This is a genomic window from Verrucomicrobia bacterium CG1_02_43_26, from assembly GCA_001872735.1.
In the GTDB taxonomy this organism is placed as follows: Bacteria; Verrucomicrobiota; Verrucomicrobiia; order Opitutales; family CG1-02-43-26; genus CG1-02-43-26.
The window spans coordinates 45,510-64,695 of the sequence record MNWT01000024.1 but is presented as its reverse complement, the minus strand read 5'-3'; the positions used below and the strand labels follow the sequence as shown (position 1 = coordinate 64,695).

The window sequence follows — 19,186 nt, the reverse complement described above, 5'->3', positions numbered from 1 at the left end:
TCAATTGCCTCTAAAGTTCCCCTGTAAAACCTAGTCATCTCAAAAAATGAAAACAGACAATAACGAACCCTCACTGAAAAAAAGAAATGACATCTTTGAACCGCTGACGTTTAAGCTAAAAGAAACTCGCAAGAATGTGCAATCAAAGATAGAAAAAAAATCCAAAAACAAGTCTACACGTTTGTTCAAGAATGTCTTGAAGGGCATTGAAAATTTGAATATCGGGGAAAAGGAAAAAGTTATATTTAAGCCACTAGACAAAAGAATTTTGCAAACTGATTCAAAACCCAACCAAGAGTTTAATCAATTAATAAAATTTTTAGCACAAAATGAGTCTATTGCTGCTGCTATTTTTCCGGATAAAGAAGTTCGCCTGTATTATTTAAATCCGGACAACTTTATTAGCCCTGAAAAATATTGGCTAGGTTTTTTTCAATACTTGACCCTAGCAGAAAAGAAATCAGGTAACGCACCGATCATGCTTTTAGCGGATGATGGTTATTTAAGCAATCTATACGCTGTCTTGCCAAGTACACAAAAGCCTCACCTGCTAAAATTTATGTCCAAAAAATTCGGCAACTTTACCCCTTTATATAGGCTTGTGTGCTTCGGGCATTTTACTGATTTCGCCAACGGGATCTCAAAAAAGCATCAAAGTACCCTAATAGAGTCTTTAGCTACAAATGGCTGCAATGACTATACTACCCTTCTACTGCTGGCTGAACGATATCATGTAGATTTAATAACGTTCTTTGAGCAACTGGACAGTGGGCTATATAATCGCTTCAAGGTTCTGTTGTATAAATGCGATGCTGTTACCGTTTTGCGTGATAAAATTAATGGGTATCAGCCAAAACAAATCACAAAAAAAGAAGAGCTTTTTAATATGCTTAAAATGCTAGACCTACACCATTTCCTGTAATCCCGTTTTACTCTTCTGTATCTTTGAGAAACAGGATACGCGTACACTGATCACACTGCTGTAGTTGGGCACCTTTCACCATGCTACTATAAATGTCATTGGAGACTTTTAGATAGCATCCCTGGCAGCGCCTTTCTTCTAAATCAAGGGGTACAATAAAGGGAGGTTTTTTCCGGGTTTGGCGCACTCTTTTATATAAAGATAAGGTAGGAGCGTCAATTTCCCCCTCAGCTTGACTCAGGTTATTTTCAAGCTCTGTTAGGGATTCCTTTAAGCTCTTTTCCTGATCACGCAAAGTCTCAATTTGACTTTTAAGTTCAGAGGACATCTCCCGAAGCTCCACTTCATGCAATTGAAGAGCCTCATTTTCTTCGTCTATTTTTAACAACAAAGCCATCTCTTCATCTTCCTGATCCCCTATCGTAGCCTGTGCCTTTTCAATTTCATTATTAAGCGCTTCAAATTCTTCTGTTTTCTTGACCTGCAATTGTTGGGATTTATGCTTCACGATAAGGTCTTCTGTGGACTTCAGGACTTGATCCAAATCGCGCCTTTTTACTTCCAAATCTTGCAAGTTTTTTCTTTCTTGCGCTACCTTTGCCTCAAGATCCCTCGCATTTTGCTCAATCGCATTGATCTCTTTAGGGATCTCATGCAATCGATGCGTTGCTTCCATGAGGCGCTTATCAAGCTCTTGGATCTTTAGTAATTTCTCGATAAATGGATTCACTCTTGTCTACATTCTGCAACTCTCTGAGTAAAATGCAATTGCTTAATAACCTAAACTGCATTTTTTTACAGTTTTTCGTTGACACTCTTGAGGTTAATTTCTTTATTTGAATAACCACAATAAGCCAGGGTAGCTCAGCGGTAGAGCAGAGGACTCATAAGCCTTTGGTCGGGTGTTCAAATCACCTCCCTGGCACCATTACTTCGTAAAAGTTATCTGTACTTTTTATTGAGTGACTCTTTTAGTTCCTCAACCTTTATTGGCTTCGTAATAAAGTCGTTCATACCACATTCCAAACACGCTTCCCTATCTTTTATCGTAGCACCTGCGGTTAGGGCGATAATGTAAGGCTGGTTTTTATCGTTCTCATAACAATATTTTCGGATTTTCTTGGTGGCCTCGACACCATCCATCACCGGCATTTGCATGTCCATGTAAATAACATCGTAATCATTATTTTTAATGATTTCAAACGCTTCTAATCCATTACTGGCAACATCAGCGCTATATCCCATTTTCGTCAACAAGAGTAAGCCAACCTTTTGGTTTACCTTATTATCCTCAACAAGCAGGATTTTACGTGCTTTGTTTTCAGCAGTATCTTCATCACTCAAGAAAATCGCTTCTTTTATATACGTGGCTTTAGTGTTAGCAAAGGCATCTGAAACGGTTTTGATCAAAATAACTTCTTTTAATGGTTGTGACATTAAATACGCATTTTTTAAATGATGCATATCGTTTCTTATTTTAGAGTCCCCAATTGATGAATATAAAATCAAGGGAAGCCCACTAAATAACTCCAATCCTCTAATTTTGTGAGCCAAAGATATGCCCTCCATATCCGGTAAAATAGAGCTCATTAATACCGCATCAAAATCTTCCTTGGTTGATAAGACTTCCATCGCTTCCTGGCCGGAATGGCAACACATCGAATGAATCTTATGCTTATCCAATATGGATGTCATTACCTCGGCAGTACGCTCACGAGGAAGAACCAATAAAATATTTTTGCCAATGATTTTCTTATCTTGCAAGGGCACTGGATTAGCATCGTAATTCACCTTTGCGGTAACGGTGAAATAAAATGCGGATCCTTCTCCAGGAATGCTTTCCACCCACATCGTACCATTCATCATTTCCGCCAAACGCTTACTAATACTTAACCCCAAACCGGTTCCGCCAAATCGGCGTGTTCTAGAAGAGTCAACTTGAGAGAATGGCTTAAAGAGCTTATTTATTTTATCGCGATGAATCCCAATGCCAGTATCTTGCACAACAAATTGCAAATGGCAATTATCCTTGGAGGTAGTAGCAATACTCACCCCTAAGTAAATCACCCCATTTTCAGTAAATTTAATCGCATTACCTACTAAATTAACAATAATCTGCCTCAAACGAGTCGCATCACCCACAATGTATTGAGGCACATCCTTTTGTATAAAATATAATAACTCAAGCCCTTTCTGATTTGCTTGAACAGCAAACAAATCCATTACTTCGTCTACCGTAGCGTACAGATCTAAAGAACGGTTACTAAGCTCCATCATACCAGATTCTATTTTGGATAAATCCAAAATATCATTAATAATGCCTAATAACGCCTCGCTGCTTTGGCGAATGGTTTCCACAAAGTCACGCTGTACCGCATTTAAATCTGTATCCATCAGCAAAGCAGCCATTCCCATAACCGCATTCATAGGCGTACGAATTTCATGGCTCATATTCGCTAAAAACTCACTTTTCGCTTGGCTCGCAATCGTTTGCCGCTCGGCCTCCCCAATTGCCAATGCTAGCTGTTTATTGAGATTCTCCGCTTCTTCTTTGGCTCTTCTTAAAATCTGCTCCGTATTCTTTGTCTCGGTAATATCGGTAATCAGACACGCTAAATACAGGGGGCGAGAAGCTTCATCATTTATAGCAAAAAAATTGACAATTGTTGGAATTACTTTCCCTTGCAAGGTTACCATGTTTAACTCACCGGTCCATTGGCCAATTTCTAATACTACCGGCAAAATTTCATTTTTTATCCTACGGGCTACTTCTTCATTATAATAGCGCAAAATGGGTTTTCCAATCGCCTCTGAAATACTCTTTTCATAGACAAGCCTTCGGTAAGCAGGATTCAAATAGACACTTTCGTAGTTTAATAATGCTATACATAACCCCTGTCCCGCATTTTCAGCAAATTTGCGAAAAATCATTAGTTGACGGTTGGACTCAATCAGTTCTGATGTTCGAGCATTAACTTGGTTCTCGAGTTCTTCACTGTATTTCTCCAGTTTTATATCACGCTTTTGAATCTCGGAAAGCATTTCATTAAACGACTGAATCAGTACCCCTATTTCGTCCTCCGAATAATTCCGTAGCCTTAATGAATAGTCTTTACTCTTGGAAATCTTTCTAGTCGTTAAAAAGAGGTCTAGAATCGGCTTGAGAATTATATTTCTCAGTCCTCGAGAAATAACAAGCCCAATGAAAATGGACGCTAATAACGTTCCAACAAGTGCCAATCCATAATTACGTATCTGAAAGCGTATATCTGATAAATCGTACCTAACATACAAAACCCCTATTTTTTCCGCATTATAATATATCGGCTGAAACCATGACAAAAACTCTCCCGTGAAATGGTATCGAATGCGGTCTACAGAAGTTACATTGGGAATACTCTCAAGCGCAGACTCTACACTGGGTTGCTTATACATGGACAATACTTTCCCTTCTTTATCGTATAATATCGAGTAATCAATATTTGTATTGGCTTGCAAGGAGCTCAGTATGTCTCTTATCCCTTCTTCGTCATCATATACAATGGCTTTGGAACTGTTTTTTGCGATAATATTTGAGACCATGCTCAACTCCCTAACCAATTCGTCCCTAACTTTGATCAAATACGCAAGCGCCAGAACTGTTGTTGCCAATAACAAGGAAATTGAGCTCGACATCGCAATGATGACAACCAACTTCTTCTTGATCGAAAGATTTTTGAAAAAATTCATTTCTGGGTAGGTTCGATCTTCATTACTTCAAGCGATCTGGATAAACGGGGGGCAACCACTAGGGTGAAAGGGGGCATTCCTGTCATATGATGACTATACTCTAACGTTAATTAAAATATCTTCAATTGACAACGCTATTTTTGGTACGGTACTTTTCAAAATGAGAATTAAACGGGCATGCATTTGTCTATGTTGTATAAAAAAACCCCGCTCGGAGAAGATGTCCGTCTCGTCACCTGTATCGAGCATTTTTTGATCGCAAAGCCTCCTGGCCTAATCTACTATATGTCTGCTTATGGAAATTAAGGTTTTCGAACTCGGTGAATTTGCCACCAACGCTTATCTTCTTTTGGATAAACAGCTTGGAGAGGCTATTCTTATAGATGCCCCAGAAGGCACCACTAAAGTAATAAAGTCTCATCTCGAGACATCCCATTGTACCCTTAAGCATATACTCATAACGCATGGCCATTGGGATCACACATTTGAAATGGAGAATATTCGTAAGCTAGGAGTGCCTTCTTACGCACATACAGGAGATCAATCGCTCATCGAAAATCCGGCAATCATGTCCGCAGTGGCGATGCGGGATTTAGGTGTAGCACCTTCTAAAATTGATCACACGCTTACCGATGGAGATGAAATTTACCTCCTTAACCAAACGATAAGGATCCTCCACGTCCCCGGCCACTCACGCGGTAATATTGCGTTCTATTTTCCGAAACTAAACTGCGTTTTTCCTGGCGATGCCTTGTTCGCAGGCTCTATAGGCCGATTCGACCTCCCAGGCGGCAGCAAGGAGCAATTATTTCAATCTATTAAGGAAAAACTTTATACACTTCCCGATGAAACAATCGTTTACCCTGGCCATGGCCCAAAAACCACAATCGGCCATGAAAAAAAATTTAATAACTTTGTGCGTGGCTAAGCCCGAGAACATAAGAAGCATATGAATGTTGCTAGGACTACAATAGAAAAAAAACTGAAGCTCTTTATCGCCTCTAATAATTTGGATAAAGTTAAAGAAATTCAGCAACTCTTAAATGAACATGGCCTGGAAATTGATGTCATGCCCGCGCAATCGCTTCCGGGTGGCATGCCTGAAGTTGAGGAAAACGGGGCTACATACGCAGACAATGCGCGCCTGAAAGCCCTTGCGCTCTTAGATAAAGTACCTGAAAATTGTTATATTCTAGGGGATGATTCCGGTATCGAAGTCGCCGCGCTCAATGGTGCCCCCGGATTGTTTTCAGCAAGATACGCAGGCCCTAAGGCTACCTACAAAGATAATTACAATAAAATGCTTCAGGAAACTAAGCATGTTCCGGAAGGCCATCGTGGTGCTCAATTTCTTTGTGTACTTGTTTTACTAACCCCCAGTAGGCAGGAAGAAATTTTTGTCGGGGTGTGTAAAGGTAAGCTGCATACGGAGCCTTCTGGCACAGAGGGTTTTGGCTACGATCCTATTTTCATTCCTGATGGTTATGACCAAACATTTGCACAATTAGGGCAAACGTTAAAAAACCAAATCTGCCATCGCAAAAAGGCCATCCAAAAGCTCGCTCAGTATTTCGAATAGCAGCTAAAGTGCTTTTAGCGCTTCGTAAACACTATCAATAATGAAATTTGGTGTAGAAGCTCCTGCTGTTACGCCAATCTTATTATATTTTCTCAAGGCTGCACAATCAAGATCTGCAGTAGTTTCTATATGGAAAGCCGGCCGACCGTAGCGCTCCACTAACGACACGAGTTTCACTGTATTGGCGGAATGTTTTCCCCCGATCACGACAACTGCTTCAATCCCCTGCTCAACAAGCTTTAAAACATCAGTCTGCCTCTCTTTGGTTGCGCCACAAATTGTGTCTAGCACCACAACAGAGGGGAAACGCTCCTTTAAATAAGCCGCTAATGCATTATAATCATCCACAAACATTGTTGTTTGAGAGACCATGCAAATTTGATCGCCCAAATCGGGCAACTGATCAACATCCTCTTTGGTCTGTACAGCGTAGCCCCTGCCAGCAGTATAGCCTAGCAAGCCGATTACTTCCGGGTGATCTGGGTTGCCGAATATCACTGCGGAAAAGCCTTTCTTAGCGTGTAATTTCAATTTGCCCGCAATGATCCCGACATCCGGGCAGGTAGCATCTTTAAACTTTAAGCCGAGTGACTTTAGGTACTCACGCCGCTCTGGTGCTATTCCGTGGGCTCGTACTAACATCACGGCTGAGGCATCATTTGTATCAAGTTCGACTTCGGATTTGCTTTGGTAATCGCCTACTTCCTTAATGTTGGAGGCAGTTAGCTTGGCCATCATTTGCTTGTTGTGGATCAAGGGTCCATCAGTATAGACGCGTCTCTGGCCGGACTCACTCAGCTCTTCAGCCATGTCAACAGCTCGCTTTACGCCCCAGCAAAAGCCTGCAGAATCAACTCTTATAATCTCTCGTTCTTGGGTCGTATCCATAAAATGTAGGTAAAATATAGTATTTTTGCCTATTGGATGCAATCCCGATGTTTGATTTATTCTGCGAGTTTGTTTCACCTGAAACAAACTTACCGCAGACTTGTGCTCTTTTGTTCACTTACTGTATTTGATAAAAACCAAAAAACTGGAGCTTATAAGAAGCTCCAGTTTTTAAGATTTCATCAATTTCTAATAATTCTGCAATCGATCACACAGGGAATGATTTTCCCTTTGGTTGATTAAGTGCTGGAGTCGAGAAGTGAAAATGACGGATCTTCCAGTCATTGTTTTCTTTCTCGAGCACGGTAGTGCAACGACCACTTACGCTCTGCGTCTGGCCATTGTTGAGTTTTACCTTGGCATTGACTTCAGCGGCTATCCAAGCCATTTCGTTTTGAATATTGGCTGAGATGAGGTGCGTATCCGTTGTGGTCCCCTGTGACTCTGCGAAATCACGCTTTAAGAGGGCTTCTATCTTTTGTTTACCTACTGTCTTGTCATCAATCCCTGTTCCAATAAACGTTGTATCGGGTTTATTGCTGAAGCAATCTAATGCTGCTTTCATGTCTTGCTTGCCGTATGCATCGAGGTATTTTTTAAGCGCCTCTACCGCTGTTTGTTCCTTTGCAGTTGTTTGTATAGCCATAATTTGGGGTTAGTTGAGTTAACAAGCAAATCTTAGCCGTATAAAAACAACACTGTAAAGCACAAAATTTCTACCGTTCATTGCGGGCTAGTACACATGCCTGCTAGACTCGCATTTTAGGGTCTATAATGTCTCTTAGGACGTCTCCAAGAACATTAAAGGCCACAACCGAGATAAAGATCATAACTCCCGGGCTAAACATCCACCACAAATTAAGCATAAAGACGCGCATCTCTTGTGCTTGGCGCAACATCAGCCCCCAAGAAGATGAGGGTTCTTGTATCCCCAGGCCTAAAAAGCTCAACGCTGCTTCACCTAATATATAAGCCGGAATGCTCAACGTGGCAGCCACCAGCAAGTAACTCATTAGATTTGGAAGGATATGCTTAATCAAAATCTTCCTAGTTGACTGCCCCATAGACTCGGCTGCCTGGACAAAAGCTCGATTTCGCAAAGCCAAAGACATCCCCCGGATCACCCTTGCGGTACCTGCCCAACCGATGAGTGAGAGTATAATAATAATGACCAGGTACATGTGGTCTGAGCTGAAATAGGGTGCGAGCGTAGATCGTAACGCAAGTAACAAATATAGCCCGGGGATGACCATTAGAAGCTCGACTAGTCGCATGCCTATAAAATCAAACTTTCCGCCAAAGTAGCCAGAAAGGCCGCCTACAAGAAAACCAAGCACCATCGTAATCGTTATGCCAATAAAGCCTATACTCAGGGAGATTTGAGCCCCGTAGAGCAACCTGCTAAAGAGATCTCTACCGGTTCCATCTGACCCTAGCAAATAAACGCGGGCATCCGGATTTTCGCTCACCAGGCCAAACAGGTGTCGCTCCATCGGTATCAAGCCAAATAGCTTGTAGGAAAAACCCTTAACAAAAAACTTTAGCGGTATGGATTCTCCATTTATAGCTTCATAATGGGTAGAAAGGGCGCTATCACTGTAATAGTCCTGTACACGCAACCCACCATCTTTCCAGAAAATTTTCGTTGGCTGATGAAAAATTTTATCTAAACACTGTTTTGTCTCCTCGTAAGGGGCAAAGAAGGGGGCAAACAAGGCTGCCACATAAAGGATCGCCAATAGGATGAGTGCTGCAAATCCAAAAGGCCTGCCTAATAGTTCTTTAAATAGGGGTTGAGGCATAACAAAAAAAACAGCCCGCAAATTACGAGCTGTTTTTATTTAATAATCAACTAAAGTATAAAAGCAAGACTAGGCTTTTGATGTTGAGGCACAATACTCATCGCTACGCTTCTTCATTTCTGCGGGGCTTACATCCTCGATCTGTGTCGCAATTTCCCAAACATGGCCAAATGGATCTTCTACTTTGCCGTAGCGGGAACCCCAAAACGCGTCTTGCATGGGCATAGCTGCCTTAGCGCCGGCGTTAACGGCCTGATTAAACATGCCATCCGCATCATTAACAAATAAATGTATATTAACACTTGTGCCGTTAAAATGATTGGGGCCGAAGCATTTCAGTTCCGGAAATTCGTCTACGAGCATAATCATAGAGTCACCAATACGCAAAAGAGCGTGTATGATTTTATTAGAACCCGGTGCCGGCATACGGCCAAGTTCTTCCGCGCCAAAAGCTTTCTTATAAAACTCGATCGCATTTGCGGCATCTTTAACAATTAAATGTGGGGTAATCGTATGAAACCCACTGGGTACTGGTTGTACATCTTTTTTCATGAAGCGGAGTATAGGTTCCCTTGCTTTAGATCGTCAACGATTTCTTTCTATTTTGATGTCCACACCTTACTCACACGCACGGAAAAAGCAAAGTTTTGCATCAATCCTCCCCCAGCCTAACCTGTGGATCGTTCCAGGCCAATAATAAGTCAGCAAAAAGGTTTCCAAAAATAAGCATCATACAACTCATCAAAACAGCTGCCATCACGAGGTGTTGATCTTGCTTCATAAAGGCTTGGTATAAGAGCTGCCCCAAACCGGGGTAATCCATAATATTTTCCACCAGTAATGCGCCCGACAAGAGACCGGAAAAAGCAAAGCCCAGGGCGGTGATTAAAGGGTTTATGGCGTTTCGCAGTACATGGCGAAACATGACAACGGGTTCGCTTAGGCCCTTTGCGCGAGCTGTGGTTACATAATCGGCCCGGATGTGATCCAAAAAATTGGCGCGCATAATCCGCATCATGCCGGCTACCCCCCCGATTGCGAGGACAAAGCTGGGTAAGATCAGGTGATAAAGAACATCGACAAATTTTTCCCAACTGGACATGAATTCGTACGTAATCGTTGTCTGGCCGCCAATGGGGAACCAACCTGTTTGAGCGGCGAAAAAGATGGCTAATAGGGCTAGAAAAAACTCCGGTATAGATAAGGCAGCGTAAGCAAGAAGAGCGCTTATTTTATCAAAAATTGAATCTTTGTACATAGCAGCCAAAACGCCGAGGGGGATGGCAATACTCCACGCAATCACGAGCGCGGTGCCTGTTAATAAAAGAGTAACGGGAATACGCTCGATTAGGAGTTCGAGCACAGAAACCTTAAACGTCCAGGACTCGCCGAAGTTGAGTGTTAGGGCATTTTTTAGCCACAAGAAATACTGCGTATACCAAGGCTCATTTAGCCCATACAGTTTTTCCATTTCCCGGATATACTCTCTAGGAATATCATGTTGGGCTCTTGCTTCACTGAGCACATCGCCTGGGGTGAGGTATATCAAGAGAAACACAATCAAGCTCACCCCTAAAATCATGGGAATGATACTGAGCAATCTATGGGCAATATATTTAATCATCGTCTTTTACATCAGTCCACACCTCATCGAGATTCCATAACGGAGGGGACATGGGAGAGATACTCACGTTCTTCCAACGGTTTTGTATGCCAATGAAGGTTATGGGAATATTCAAGAAAATCAGGGGTAGCTCTTCACTAATAATTTCCTGTATTTCGTAAAAAATGGCAATCCGCTTCTGCTCATCAAATTCCCTCTCCTGTTTGCGAAACAGCTCGTCTATTCGAGCCTCCCATTCAGTCTCAGGCTTTACCTGATCGGGATTCCATAAATGAAAAGCGCCATCGCTTTTATAAATTGCTTTTCCACCGGAAGGATCCCCTCCACCAGTGAAACCAATTGAGGTCGCCTCGTATTCAAAGCTTTCCGTACGCGCGAGCAAAGTAGAAAAGTCCAGAAAGGTTATCTTTAAATCAATTCCCAATTCCTTCATATTTTCCTGAAAGATGGTTAAAAAGGGCGCCTGCCCGCGTCCCTCTGTTATTAAAAATTCGATTTCGATAGGGTTGCCATCTCGGTCACGCAACTTGCCATCGGTGTTATACCAAAAGCCCATCTCCTTAAATAGCATTTTTGCCTTCAGCGGGTCGTAACGATATTTTTTCGTATTAGGGTTATACCATTTTGCATTTGCAGGACTGATGATAGAGTCTAATTGCTGGCCTTTTCCTAAATACTGCGCGCGAATCATGCCCTCGCGATCGGTGCCATAAAGAATTGCCTGACGAAAGCGTTTATCAGTGAACCATTTTAATTTTTCCGGATTCACATAGTAGTCACCCTTTTCATCTTTTCCAGGCTTCATGTTAAACCAAATAAAAGCTATACTACTATCCGGGCCACGGGCATGGAGCGTGAAATTATATTTTTTTGCTGCTACTTCTAACCAACTGATATTTGCCGGGCCGATCGCGGAAGCAGGCGCATCTACCTCGCCCGTGGAAAAGAGCATCAACATGGTATTTGCATCCGGAACGAACTTATAAATCAAGTAGTTCATATAAGGCAAACGTTTGCCATCGGTATCAATGCGCCAATAGTAGGGGTTTGGCTCATATACAATTCGCTCGCCGGTTCTAAAGGTGTTAATGCGGAAAGCCCCCATGCCGACAATTTCCTTGGGCTCGGTTAAGGCTGTCTTTAACGTCCACTGCTCTAACAAACGGCCATCTGTGTAAAACGTTTCCAATTTATGCTTGGGGATGATCTCAACACCTGCGAGGTCATAAACAAAAGGGGCATATAGGCCACCAGTTTCAAAAGCCACCGTGTAGTCATCTATCTTACTTACCTTCAGTGGCTTGCCATCAACGATAAACTGCTGTTTATAACGATTGGGATAACGTGCATCAAAAAGCGCATTAAAGGTAAATACGACATCATCCGCAGTAAAAGGAGCACCATCACTCCAAAGCAGCCCCTGACGCAAATGGAAAGTATAATGCTTTTTATCCTCTGCGAGCTCCCAAGATTTAGCTAATCCGGGTAGTAGTTCTTGTGTAGTTGGGTTTACCCGAATCAATGCCCCCATTAAATGGCCAATGGCAACCGAAGAGTAGAGGTCTGCTGCCACAAGCGGATTAAACGTTGAAGGCGCAATGGCATCTGCGATGACCATAATATGGCCATATTGCCCAGGCTCACCCATAAAAACATCCGCATCTTTAGGCGGTGGTATAACATCTCTTGGAGGCCTTTCCGCGGGCTTGCAGGCAGAAAAAAGGAGGCAGAGCAGAAATATTAGGGGAACAAAATGCTTCACTGAGGAATATATGTAAGGAAAATACACCTAGAAAGCAATGTGATTTCCCTGAAAGCTATCTAAATAGTGTGTTGCGTATGCCGTAAATAGGATCCTTACCTACTAGTATGCAGCAAAGGATGGCAAATGCACTAAATGAGTTAGAATACTGATTTGCTAGAACTTTTACGGGAAAAGGCTGTAAACCCTGAATCGGCCCAGGCTATTGAAAAATCCTTTGTATCATCTTTCCCCATAACACACTTACCAAAGTTATCCCAAAAATTCATTGAACGCTCATTTGTAAAATAGCAATGGCTTTTAGCACGATGATTTGAAAGTATTCTAGGATCCCAAGCTGGGTATTTACCCCGATTTATCTGATCGCCAAAAGTGTCAAGTAAGCTTTCCACATAACTGCTTATACCATCACTGGCAAAATTGGCAGTTATCCAAACGATAACCGTTTTAGCCACTTGGAACTGCCTTTTTGTAAAATAGTCCAAAGATTCCTTTCGGATGCCACCAGCGATTCCACTCTTAATGGCGTTTATAATGCGCGCTCCTAAAGCAACCTTCTTTTCATTTTGGATGAAATTATCAATGCCTGCGCCAAAGAAAGCCTTAGTAACACCTATTCCTGTATAGACCCTGAGAGCGTATTGCGGGAAATAGCTGACACCCTTAATTACACCCTTATAGATCCACTCAACCTTGCCAGAAAACTTTTTAACTGAAAGCTGAGAAGGTATCTTGGTTTTAATATTTTTGGAAGACTCTGTTTTGTAAGCATATCCTAAAAATTGTTTTAGCAAACCTAGACCATCCATCTTTTTACAGATAGCCATAAAGGCACCCTGAAAAAATGCCCGATAGGCTCCCACGTAAAAGGGATTCGCTGTCACCCAAGCTAAGATATAAGTTTCTAAAACGGGCCAAACCACACGTGCAAATGTTTCATTAATAAGCCAACAAACCTCTGCCTCCCAAACAAAATCTGCGATAAAGTCTTTTGCTTCAATGGCTTTTTTGTTGGCCCATTCCTTCCATGTAAGCTGGTGCTCTTTTGTCAGATCTTCTACTTTTCTTGAATTGTTGTTGTCACTTACTGAGGTAACTGTATTGCCTAGGTCAGATGAAGGCAATCGAGCCGTAAATGAACTACTAAAGCAAGAGTGTATATAATTGTAGACAAACATAATCTAGTGGATCCTAGAAGTGTCGTACAACTAGTAATATGTCAATAAAATTTGATACAATCGATCGCCATTAACAAGATCGATACTGCAGGAAAAGCTCAGCTATAAGATCTTTAATTATTTATGACTATATATGTAGTTATTATTTAATTGCAATATAATAAAATAAATATATAATTAAATATGTTAATAGTACTAACGCAGTATTAAAAGATGAATGCAATTATCAATAAAAACATATGCTTAGCGAAGCAAATTTCAAAAGAAAACAATTTACCTAAAATGCTTGTATGTGAAGAAAAAAAGATAAACCTGGGCTTAAAGTTAAACGGGTATAATTTCTTCGAGGGCAATCTAGCAAGGAATTTCATCAGTAAATTCAATTTATTAACAAGCAATAAAAGCTTTGCTGACGACTATCAGCGCTATTTAAACGAAAAACTGACAGAAATTTTCCCTGAAAAAGCAGTTAAAACGCACAAAGAACGCCTCCTTAAAAGCGCTTACCTACAGATAGCTGAAGAAAAAGCCAAAGGAATAAAGGAAGGCAAACTTAAGAAAATTGAGGATATGACGATCAAGGTAGAAGAAGTTTTTGATCGTTATGAAGCTCTTTATGCCAGGTGTTATATAAAGTCATCGGGCAAGATAATTACTTTTGAACAATGGAATGAGCTTAAAAAACTAGCTAAAGAAAAGGGTTTTGATGATAAGCCTGATACGCTTCTAAAGCTGGTAGATATGTATCAAGACTATGAAAAGATCAAAGGTGAGCTCTCTAATGAAAAAGAAAGTCTGGAATCCTTTTCAAAAGAAATGAAGCAGCACAGTGATAATAAAAATAAATTCAAAGACTGCATAAGCGAAGTAAATAAAATTTTTTACTCGGAATCACTGACAAACAGTGCAGGCCATAAGATCAGTATTGAGGACTTCAATGAATTGAAAGAATTAACGACTGAAAGCGAGCTCGAGATGCTTAATGATATATACAAACAATTTGAAACACTGAAGATAAAAGACGAGTTTAGCAATTACGAGAATGAGATTGAATCCCCTAAAAATGTATTCATAGAAGAAGATGACGATAGCGAGGATGAGGAATCAATCGATGATTTCAAGGAGTTGTTTAAGAAATTTGAGGATTTAAAAAAGAAAGACAATATTTTTGTCGAAGAGAAGGACCTGGAGTTCCAAGAAGAATTTTACATCGAGCCTGCGTTTGAAGACGAAAAAATCTCGGTAAACAAGATAAGTGCTAAGGAGTTCAAGGCGTTGAAAAAATTAGCAGAGAAACGGGTTATAAATTGCGATGATAAAGCATTGCGCGATCTCTGTGACCTATATCTGGATTATAAAATGGTAAAAGAGGAGCTCATCCTCATACAAGATGAGGATGAGGGCGCTTATAGCTTTTCATCGGGACTTGAAGACTATGCCCTTGGTAATATATCAGACTTCAATGATGGCTGGGAAGATATCATGCTTTTACTTGATCATCTGCAGATAGACGGCGCTGAGCGTAGAAGTCTCATTTATACGCAAATAGTGGGTCTGGAAAATGACGTGATTCACTGTTTATTAAGTAAAGAGAAATTTTCATCTAAAGACATGGGGCGTACTCAATATAATGCGGCCAAGCTAATTGCTGCCGAAAAGAAAACCATATTAAAAGAACTCCTGAAACTTCAAAAGGATAATCAGTTAGGTAACATTAAATTGAAAATATTCCTCAACAATCGAATCGAACAAGCCAAACAAACTATTATCAAATCATGCAAAGAGGAAAAAGAGCAGTACGACTTTCTTGACAAACGAATGAAAGATATCGAATTAGATATTCGCATTGAGCTTAAAGAGAAATTTACGGAAGAGGATTTGGCTAATTTTGAAAATGATCATTGCATATATCGTGTGACAGAAGATCTAAGGGATCTGATAAACCCGTTTCCCGATTCATACGATTTCAAAAATCTCAGCGAATTCAATCGTTTTATAGACGAGGCCTACTTACTTAATAAGGAGGTTATGCTAAAAGTGGCAACTGAGTTTATATCCACTAACCTCCAATACTACAAACATCTGTCCAAAGAGAATATCGAGTTAATTGAAGCCGGAGTAAGGAAGATCAGTAAAGGCGTAGTCGAAGAGTTAACCAAATCGACTGAATACGAAAATGATGACGGTTTTATGGAGGTTAAAGAAGGCAAATTTAACCAAAAGGATCTTAATGCTTTAAGGCACGATCTAGCCAGGGAATTGAAGAGCGTTAAAAGTATACTTATAAAAGAAAGTAAGTTACTTAAAACGATTGATAACGAAACAATTGGAAACCTCATTAGCAAAAGAATGCAAGATCTTCAAAATGAAGTAATTGACTCTATGTTGCGGATAAAAAATTCTTCTAAATTAAAGAATTAAAGTGCCCAAGGCGGGACTCGAACCCGCACGTCCTTTCGGACAAGGGATTTTAAGTCCCCAGCGTCTACCATTCCGCCACCTGGGCAATAAAGTGACATCAAAATAGTATAAAAGTCGGTTCGTTGGCAAATCAAAAATTAAAAATTTGTTGAGCAAAAGCTACAATCCACTCTTTAACGTGTATGAGCCCCTGCAAGCCATAAACAATAAAGATAAACAGGGCTGCCGAGTAGATACAAAATGCAATAAAACCGGCACAACAAGCGAGCAAACAAATAAGACCGTCATCTTCTACCAAACCTACCGCCATTAAGAAAATAATCATGGCGGGCAGTGTATTTGTAAGCGGTATGGGAATGATCATGATACAAGACATGACCACGAGCAATATGCCCATAAATATTTTGCCTCGTTTACCACAAACAAAACTTAATCTGGGATATATCCAATGCTCTATTTTTTTGAGAAACCAAATCGTTGAGCGTAGCATTTTATCCGCGAGTTTCTTGTTGATGACTATGTTTCTAGCTTTTTCGGGCAGCCAAGGCTCATTCCTGCAGAGTATCATTTGCAATCCCAATAGGCATATGACGATCCCAAAGGGCGTACTATAGCCTGGCGCTGGAATAGGGAGTGCACTTGGCATGGATAAAAATAAACAGAGAATACCAAAGCCTTGTTCTCCCATGGCATGAACCAATGACGCAATCGTGATTCCCTTGGGGTGTTCGTGTGAAAGCAATGCTTGGAGGCGATTCGATAGTTTGGGGCGCGACATCTATAAAATAAGATAAGTTAAAAATTAAGACGGGTTTCTTTTATTATCTGCAATCCACTGCCCTACCCAATCCTTGTTATTTAGGGCTAAGCAATCATCCAGGAAATCCGCCATAAGGGCGATGTGAGCGCTTGTATTGGCATTCATTAGGATAACAATACCTATTTCCTGTTCGGGCAATAGTGCCATAACACTACCAAAGCCACTTAGAAGGCCTGCGTGAAACAATAAAGGGTGTCCCGCATAATCAAAGTTTCTGATACCATAGCCATAGTGAGTCGAACTAACACGCCCGTCTGCCCACTTAATCTTAAGTTTGTGAAAACGCTCAACAGTTACAGTACGGGGTTTCTGTACTTCTTCAAGCAACTTATCTGAAGCGACATAGGGTATCATTCCCAGATAAGCCTTCAGCCACAGAGACATGTCTTGTATACTCGCATTAATGCCTCCTGCCGGCGCTACGCGGTAATAAAGGGAATCTGTATTTTTGGGAACCATTTTGCCCCCTTTTTCTACGTGGGGTGTGGTTTGTTTTTCTGCTACGAGATAGCCTTCATGAGTAGCAGAACTGTTTTTCATGCCCAAGGGTTTGAAAAGGTATTTTTTAAGAGCATCCTCGTAACTCAGGCCTGTTTTCTTTTTTACCACCTCACCAAGAAGTGAGAAAACAACATTTTGATAGGCATAAGTTTGGCCTGGCTGAGTCACAGGAGCACAAAGCTTTATGCGTTCTATTAACTCAGGATAAGGAACACCAGCCTCTAAATCATCATCCAACGTATAAGGCGAAAAGCCCGATGTATGACTCAATAGGTGTTTTAGTTTAAGCGATTGATCGAATGAAGCATCTTTGAACCCCAATTCAGGAAGATGTTTTTTTACAGGATCATCCAAACCTAGCTTACCCTCCTCAGCGAGTTTAGCGACCATCACACCCGTAAAACTTTTACTCAATGATGCTATTCTAAAAACGCTGTCCTTATCTACGAGGTCGGATTTACCGAGTTCGCGCACTCCATAAGTGATGACATATGTGCCGTGCTGTTTATGCACAACTGCAATAGCTGCACCGGGAACACCTTTTTCATGAAAAGCATATTCGGCCTTTTCTTTTAAATGGGGTATGATCTCGTGCACATAACGATCATGCGATATCAGTTGTTCTGCCACATTGGCATTCATAGAGGACACAAATATGCAGAGAGAGCAACTCACTGCTTTAAGTAAATTCATACTAAACAAAGCCTCAATAAGGCAATTTAAATTGAAGGCATAGTGCTAAAACTTTTGCTTTGGCTGCTTGTACAGTCGACTCCGAATCCGGATCACTTAACACAGAGGCGATCAAATCTGCTATAATGACCATTTCCTCCTCCTTCATATCGCGGGAAGTGACGGCTGGGGAACCTAATCTTAAACCACTTGTCTGAAAAGGACTGCGCGTTTCGCCCGGAACCGTATTTCGATTTGTCGTGATATTTGCTTTATCCAAGGCTACCTGAGCTTGTTTACCCGTTAGATCTGGGTGACTTGTTCTCAAATCAATCAGCATCAGGTGGTTATCCGTACCATCGCTAGAAAGCTTAAAGCCTTTTGCCATAAGCTCTGCAGCTAGCTTTGCCGCATTTGCACGCACTTGCTTTTGGTAAATTTTAAATTCCGGCTTAAGGGCTTGCCCAAAACAAACAGCCTTGGCTGCGATGATATGCATGAGCGGCCCCCCTTGAATACCAGGGAACACTGCAGAATCCAATGCCTTTGCAAACTCTTCTTTACAGAGAACAAGACCACCTCTAGGACCACGAAGGGTCTTATGGGTAGTAGTGGTTACAAAATCAGCATATGGGAAAGGTGAGGAATGCTCGCCTGCAACAACAAGGCCTGCGATGTGTGCAATATCTGCCATCATAAGCGCACCGCATTCTTTGGCGATTTCGGACATTCGTTTAAAGTCAATCTCTCTTGGGTAAGCAGAAGCGCCTACCGTGATCATTTTAGGACGTTCCTTCATAGCCTTTTCATGAAGGTCATCATAATCAATACGGCCATCGTTTAAGCTAACGCCGTAGTTAGCGACTTCGAATAAATAGCCACTGATGTTTTTAGGATGCCCATGCGTCAAGTGTCCCCCGTGCTCTAAGCTCATCGTCAAAATTTTATCCCCGGGTTTGAGGGCTGCCATATACACCGCCGTGTTTGCCTGGCTGCCGGAATGGGGTTGGACATTAGCGTGATCCGCGTTAAAAAGCTTTCTTGCTCGGTCAATAGCGATTTGCTCAACCTCGTCCACATAATCACACCCGCCATAGTAGCGTTTTCCCGGGAGACCCTCCGCGTACTTGTTTGTTAAAACAGAACCTGCAGCTTCCATGATAGCGGGAAGCGTAAAGTTTTCCGAAGCAATAAGCTCGATATGGTCTTGCTGGCGTTGTTTTTCACGCTCGATAGAACGATAAACATCCGCATCTAAGCTTTCGAGAGATTCATTATTAAGCATATA

At 41.4% G+C, this 19,186-nt stretch carries 16 protein-coding genes and 2 tRNA genes; 5 read left to right on the top strand and 13 right to left on the bottom strand.

All coding sequences use genetic code 11. The annotated features are described in order from the left end of the window. The first annotated feature begins 46 nt into the window (after positions 1-46). Complete coding sequence (locus AUJ82_08140) at positions 47-922, top strand: hypothetical protein (protein ID OIO58671.1); 876 nt, start codon at positions 47-49, stop codon at positions 920-922. A 7-nt stretch (positions 923-929) separates the two neighbouring features. On the opposite strand, the gene AUJ82_08135 is transcribed toward AUJ82_08140, so the two are convergent. Beyond that, positions 930-1,652: a hypothetical protein gene (locus AUJ82_08135; GenBank protein OIO58670.1), complete on the bottom strand. Its 723-nt coding sequence runs from the start codon at positions 1,650-1,652 to the stop codon at positions 930-932. Positions 1,653-1,775: 123 nt separating this feature from the next. On the opposite strand from AUJ82_08135, the gene AUJ82_08130 reads away from it, so the two are divergent. Beyond that, positions 1,776-1,850, top strand: a tRNA-Met gene (locus AUJ82_08130). A 14-nt stretch (positions 1,851-1,864) separates the two neighbouring features. Here AUJ82_08130 and AUJ82_08125 read toward each other — a convergent pair. Next, positions 1,865-4,651 (bottom strand): hypothetical protein, encoded by a 2,787-nt coding sequence (locus tag AUJ82_08125; protein ID OIO58669.1) that lies wholly within the window; start codon positions 4,649-4,651, stop codon positions 1,865-1,867. Between the two features lie 295 nt (positions 4,652-4,946). Between AUJ82_08125 and AUJ82_08120 the strand changes: the two genes are divergently transcribed. Further along, on the top strand, positions 4,947-5,579 hold the full coding sequence (locus AUJ82_08120; protein ID OIO58668.1) for a hypothetical protein: 633 nt from the start codon (positions 4,947-4,949) through the stop codon (positions 5,577-5,579). 21 nt (positions 5,580-5,600) lie between these two features. Then, positions 5,601-6,230 (top strand): non-canonical purine NTP pyrophosphatase, RdgB/HAM1 family, encoded by a 630-nt coding sequence (locus AUJ82_08115; GenBank protein ID OIO58667.1) that lies wholly within the window; start codon positions 5,601-5,603, stop codon positions 6,228-6,230. A 3-nt stretch (positions 6,231-6,233) separates the two neighbouring features. Here AUJ82_08115 and AUJ82_08110 read toward each other — a convergent pair whose 3' ends face one another. The 7 genes from AUJ82_08110 to AUJ82_08080 all read right to left on the bottom strand — a co-directional run bounded on the left by AUJ82_08110 (position 6,234) and on the right by AUJ82_08080 (position 13,484). Next, entirely contained in the window at positions 6,234-7,118 is an 885-nt protein-coding gene (locus tag AUJ82_08110; GenBank protein OIO58666.1) for a 4-hydroxy-3-methylbut-2-enyl diphosphate reductase, read from the bottom strand. 208 nt (positions 7,119-7,326) lie between these two features. Beyond that, positions 7,327-7,764, bottom strand: a complete 438-nt coding sequence (locus AUJ82_08105) for a hypothetical protein (protein ID OIO58665.1) — start codon at positions 7,762-7,764, stop codon at positions 7,327-7,329. A 103-nt stretch (positions 7,765-7,867) separates the two neighbouring features. Continuing rightward, positions 7,868-8,920: an ABC transporter permease gene (locus tag AUJ82_08100; protein OIO58664.1), complete on the bottom strand. Its 1,053-nt coding sequence runs from the start codon at positions 8,918-8,920 to the stop codon at positions 7,868-7,870. A gap of 69 nt (positions 8,921-8,989) precedes the next feature. Continuing rightward, positions 8,990-9,472 (bottom strand): glyoxalase, encoded by a 483-nt coding sequence (locus AUJ82_08095; protein OIO58663.1) that lies wholly within the window; start codon positions 9,470-9,472, stop codon positions 8,990-8,992. Positions 9,473-9,572: 100 nt separating this feature from the next. Beyond that, positions 9,573-10,544 (bottom strand): ABC transporter substrate-binding protein, encoded by a 972-nt coding sequence (locus AUJ82_08090; protein OIO58662.1) that lies wholly within the window; start codon positions 10,542-10,544, stop codon positions 9,573-9,575. After that, positions 10,537-12,306: a hypothetical protein gene (locus tag AUJ82_08085; GenBank protein ID OIO58661.1), complete on the bottom strand. Its 1,770-nt coding sequence runs from the start codon at positions 12,304-12,306 to the stop codon at positions 10,537-10,539. Before AUJ82_08085 ends, AUJ82_08090 begins: the two co-directional genes overlap by 8 nt. A gap of 140 nt (positions 12,307-12,446) precedes the next feature. Next, positions 12,447-13,484, bottom strand: a complete 1,038-nt coding sequence (locus AUJ82_08080) for a hypothetical protein (protein ID OIO58660.1) — start codon at positions 13,482-13,484, stop codon at positions 12,447-12,449. A gap of 213 nt (positions 13,485-13,697) precedes the next feature. Here AUJ82_08080 and AUJ82_08075 point away from each other — a divergent pair, with 213 nt between their 5' ends. Next, positions 13,698-15,905, top strand: a complete 2,208-nt coding sequence (locus tag AUJ82_08075) for a hypothetical protein (GenBank protein ID OIO58659.1) — start codon at positions 13,698-13,700, stop codon at positions 15,903-15,905. A gap of 2 nt (positions 15,906-15,907) precedes the next feature. Here AUJ82_08075 and AUJ82_08070 read toward each other — a convergent pair. The 4 genes from AUJ82_08070 to AUJ82_08055 form a co-directional block, all read right to left on the bottom strand. Continuing rightward, a tRNA-Leu gene (locus AUJ82_08070) sits at positions 15,908-15,990 on the bottom strand. 45 nt (positions 15,991-16,035) lie between these two features. Then, entirely contained in the window at positions 16,036-16,683 is a 648-nt protein-coding gene (locus AUJ82_08065) for a hypothetical protein (GenBank protein ID OIO58658.1), read from the bottom strand. 24 nt (positions 16,684-16,707) lie between these two features. Further along, positions 16,708-17,868, bottom strand: a complete 1,161-nt coding sequence (locus AUJ82_08060) for a hypothetical protein (protein OIO58657.1) — start codon at positions 17,866-17,868, stop codon at positions 16,708-16,710. A 64-nt stretch (positions 17,869-17,932) separates the two neighbouring features. Next, positions 17,933-19,183 (bottom strand): serine hydroxymethyltransferase, encoded by a 1,251-nt coding sequence (locus tag AUJ82_08055; protein OIO58656.1) that lies wholly within the window; start codon positions 19,181-19,183, stop codon positions 17,933-17,935. Positions 19,184-19,186 lie beyond the last annotated feature (3 nt).

Bases quoted from the DNA above. Each gene is read 5' to 3' on its own strand.
- AUJ82_08120 (OIO58668.1), top strand. From the start codon at position 4,947: ATGGAAATTAAGGTTTTCGAACTCGGTGAATTTGCCACCAACGCTTAT.
- AUJ82_08140 (OIO58671.1), top strand. From the start codon at position 47: ATGAAAACAGACAATAACGAACCCTCACTGAAAAAAAGAAATGACATC.
- AUJ82_08055 (OIO58656.1), bottom strand. From the start codon at position 19,183: ATGCTTAATAATGAATCTCTCGAAAGCTTAGATGCGGATGTTTATCGT.
- AUJ82_08110 (OIO58666.1), bottom strand. From the start codon at position 7,118: ATGGATACGACCCAAGAACGAGAGATTATAAGAGTTGATTCTGCAGGC.
- AUJ82_08080 (OIO58660.1), bottom strand. From the start codon at position 13,484: ATGTTTGTCTACAATTATATACACTCTTGCTTTAGTAGTTCATTTACG.
- AUJ82_08115 (OIO58667.1), top strand. From the start codon at position 5,601: ATGAATGTTGCTAGGACTACAATAGAAAAAAAACTGAAGCTCTTTATC.
- AUJ82_08105 (OIO58665.1), bottom strand. From the start codon at position 7,764: ATGGCTATACAAACAACTGCAAAGGAACAAACAGCGGTAGAGGCGCTT.
- AUJ82_08090 (OIO58662.1), bottom strand. From the start codon at position 10,544: ATGATTAAATATATTGCCCATAGATTGCTCAGTATCATTCCCATGATT.
- AUJ82_08060 (OIO58657.1), bottom strand. From the start codon at position 17,868: ATGAATGCCAATGTGGCAGAACAACTGATATCGCATGATCGTTATGTG.
- AUJ82_08065 (OIO58658.1), bottom strand. From the start codon at position 16,683: ATGTCGCGCCCCAAACTATCGAATCGCCTCCAAGCATTGCTTTCACAC.
- AUJ82_08125 (OIO58669.1), bottom strand. From the start codon at position 4,651: ATGAATTTTTTCAAAAATCTTTCGATCAAGAAGAAGTTGGTTGTCATC.
- AUJ82_08095 (OIO58663.1), bottom strand. From the start codon at position 9,472: ATGAAAAAAGATGTACAACCAGTACCCAGTGGGTTTCATACGATTACC.
- AUJ82_08100 (OIO58664.1), bottom strand. From the start codon at position 8,920: ATGCCTCAACCCCTATTTAAAGAACTATTAGGCAGGCCTTTTGGATTT.
- AUJ82_08075 (OIO58659.1), top strand. From the start codon at position 13,698: ATGAATGCAATTATCAATAAAAACATATGCTTAGCGAAGCAAATTTCA.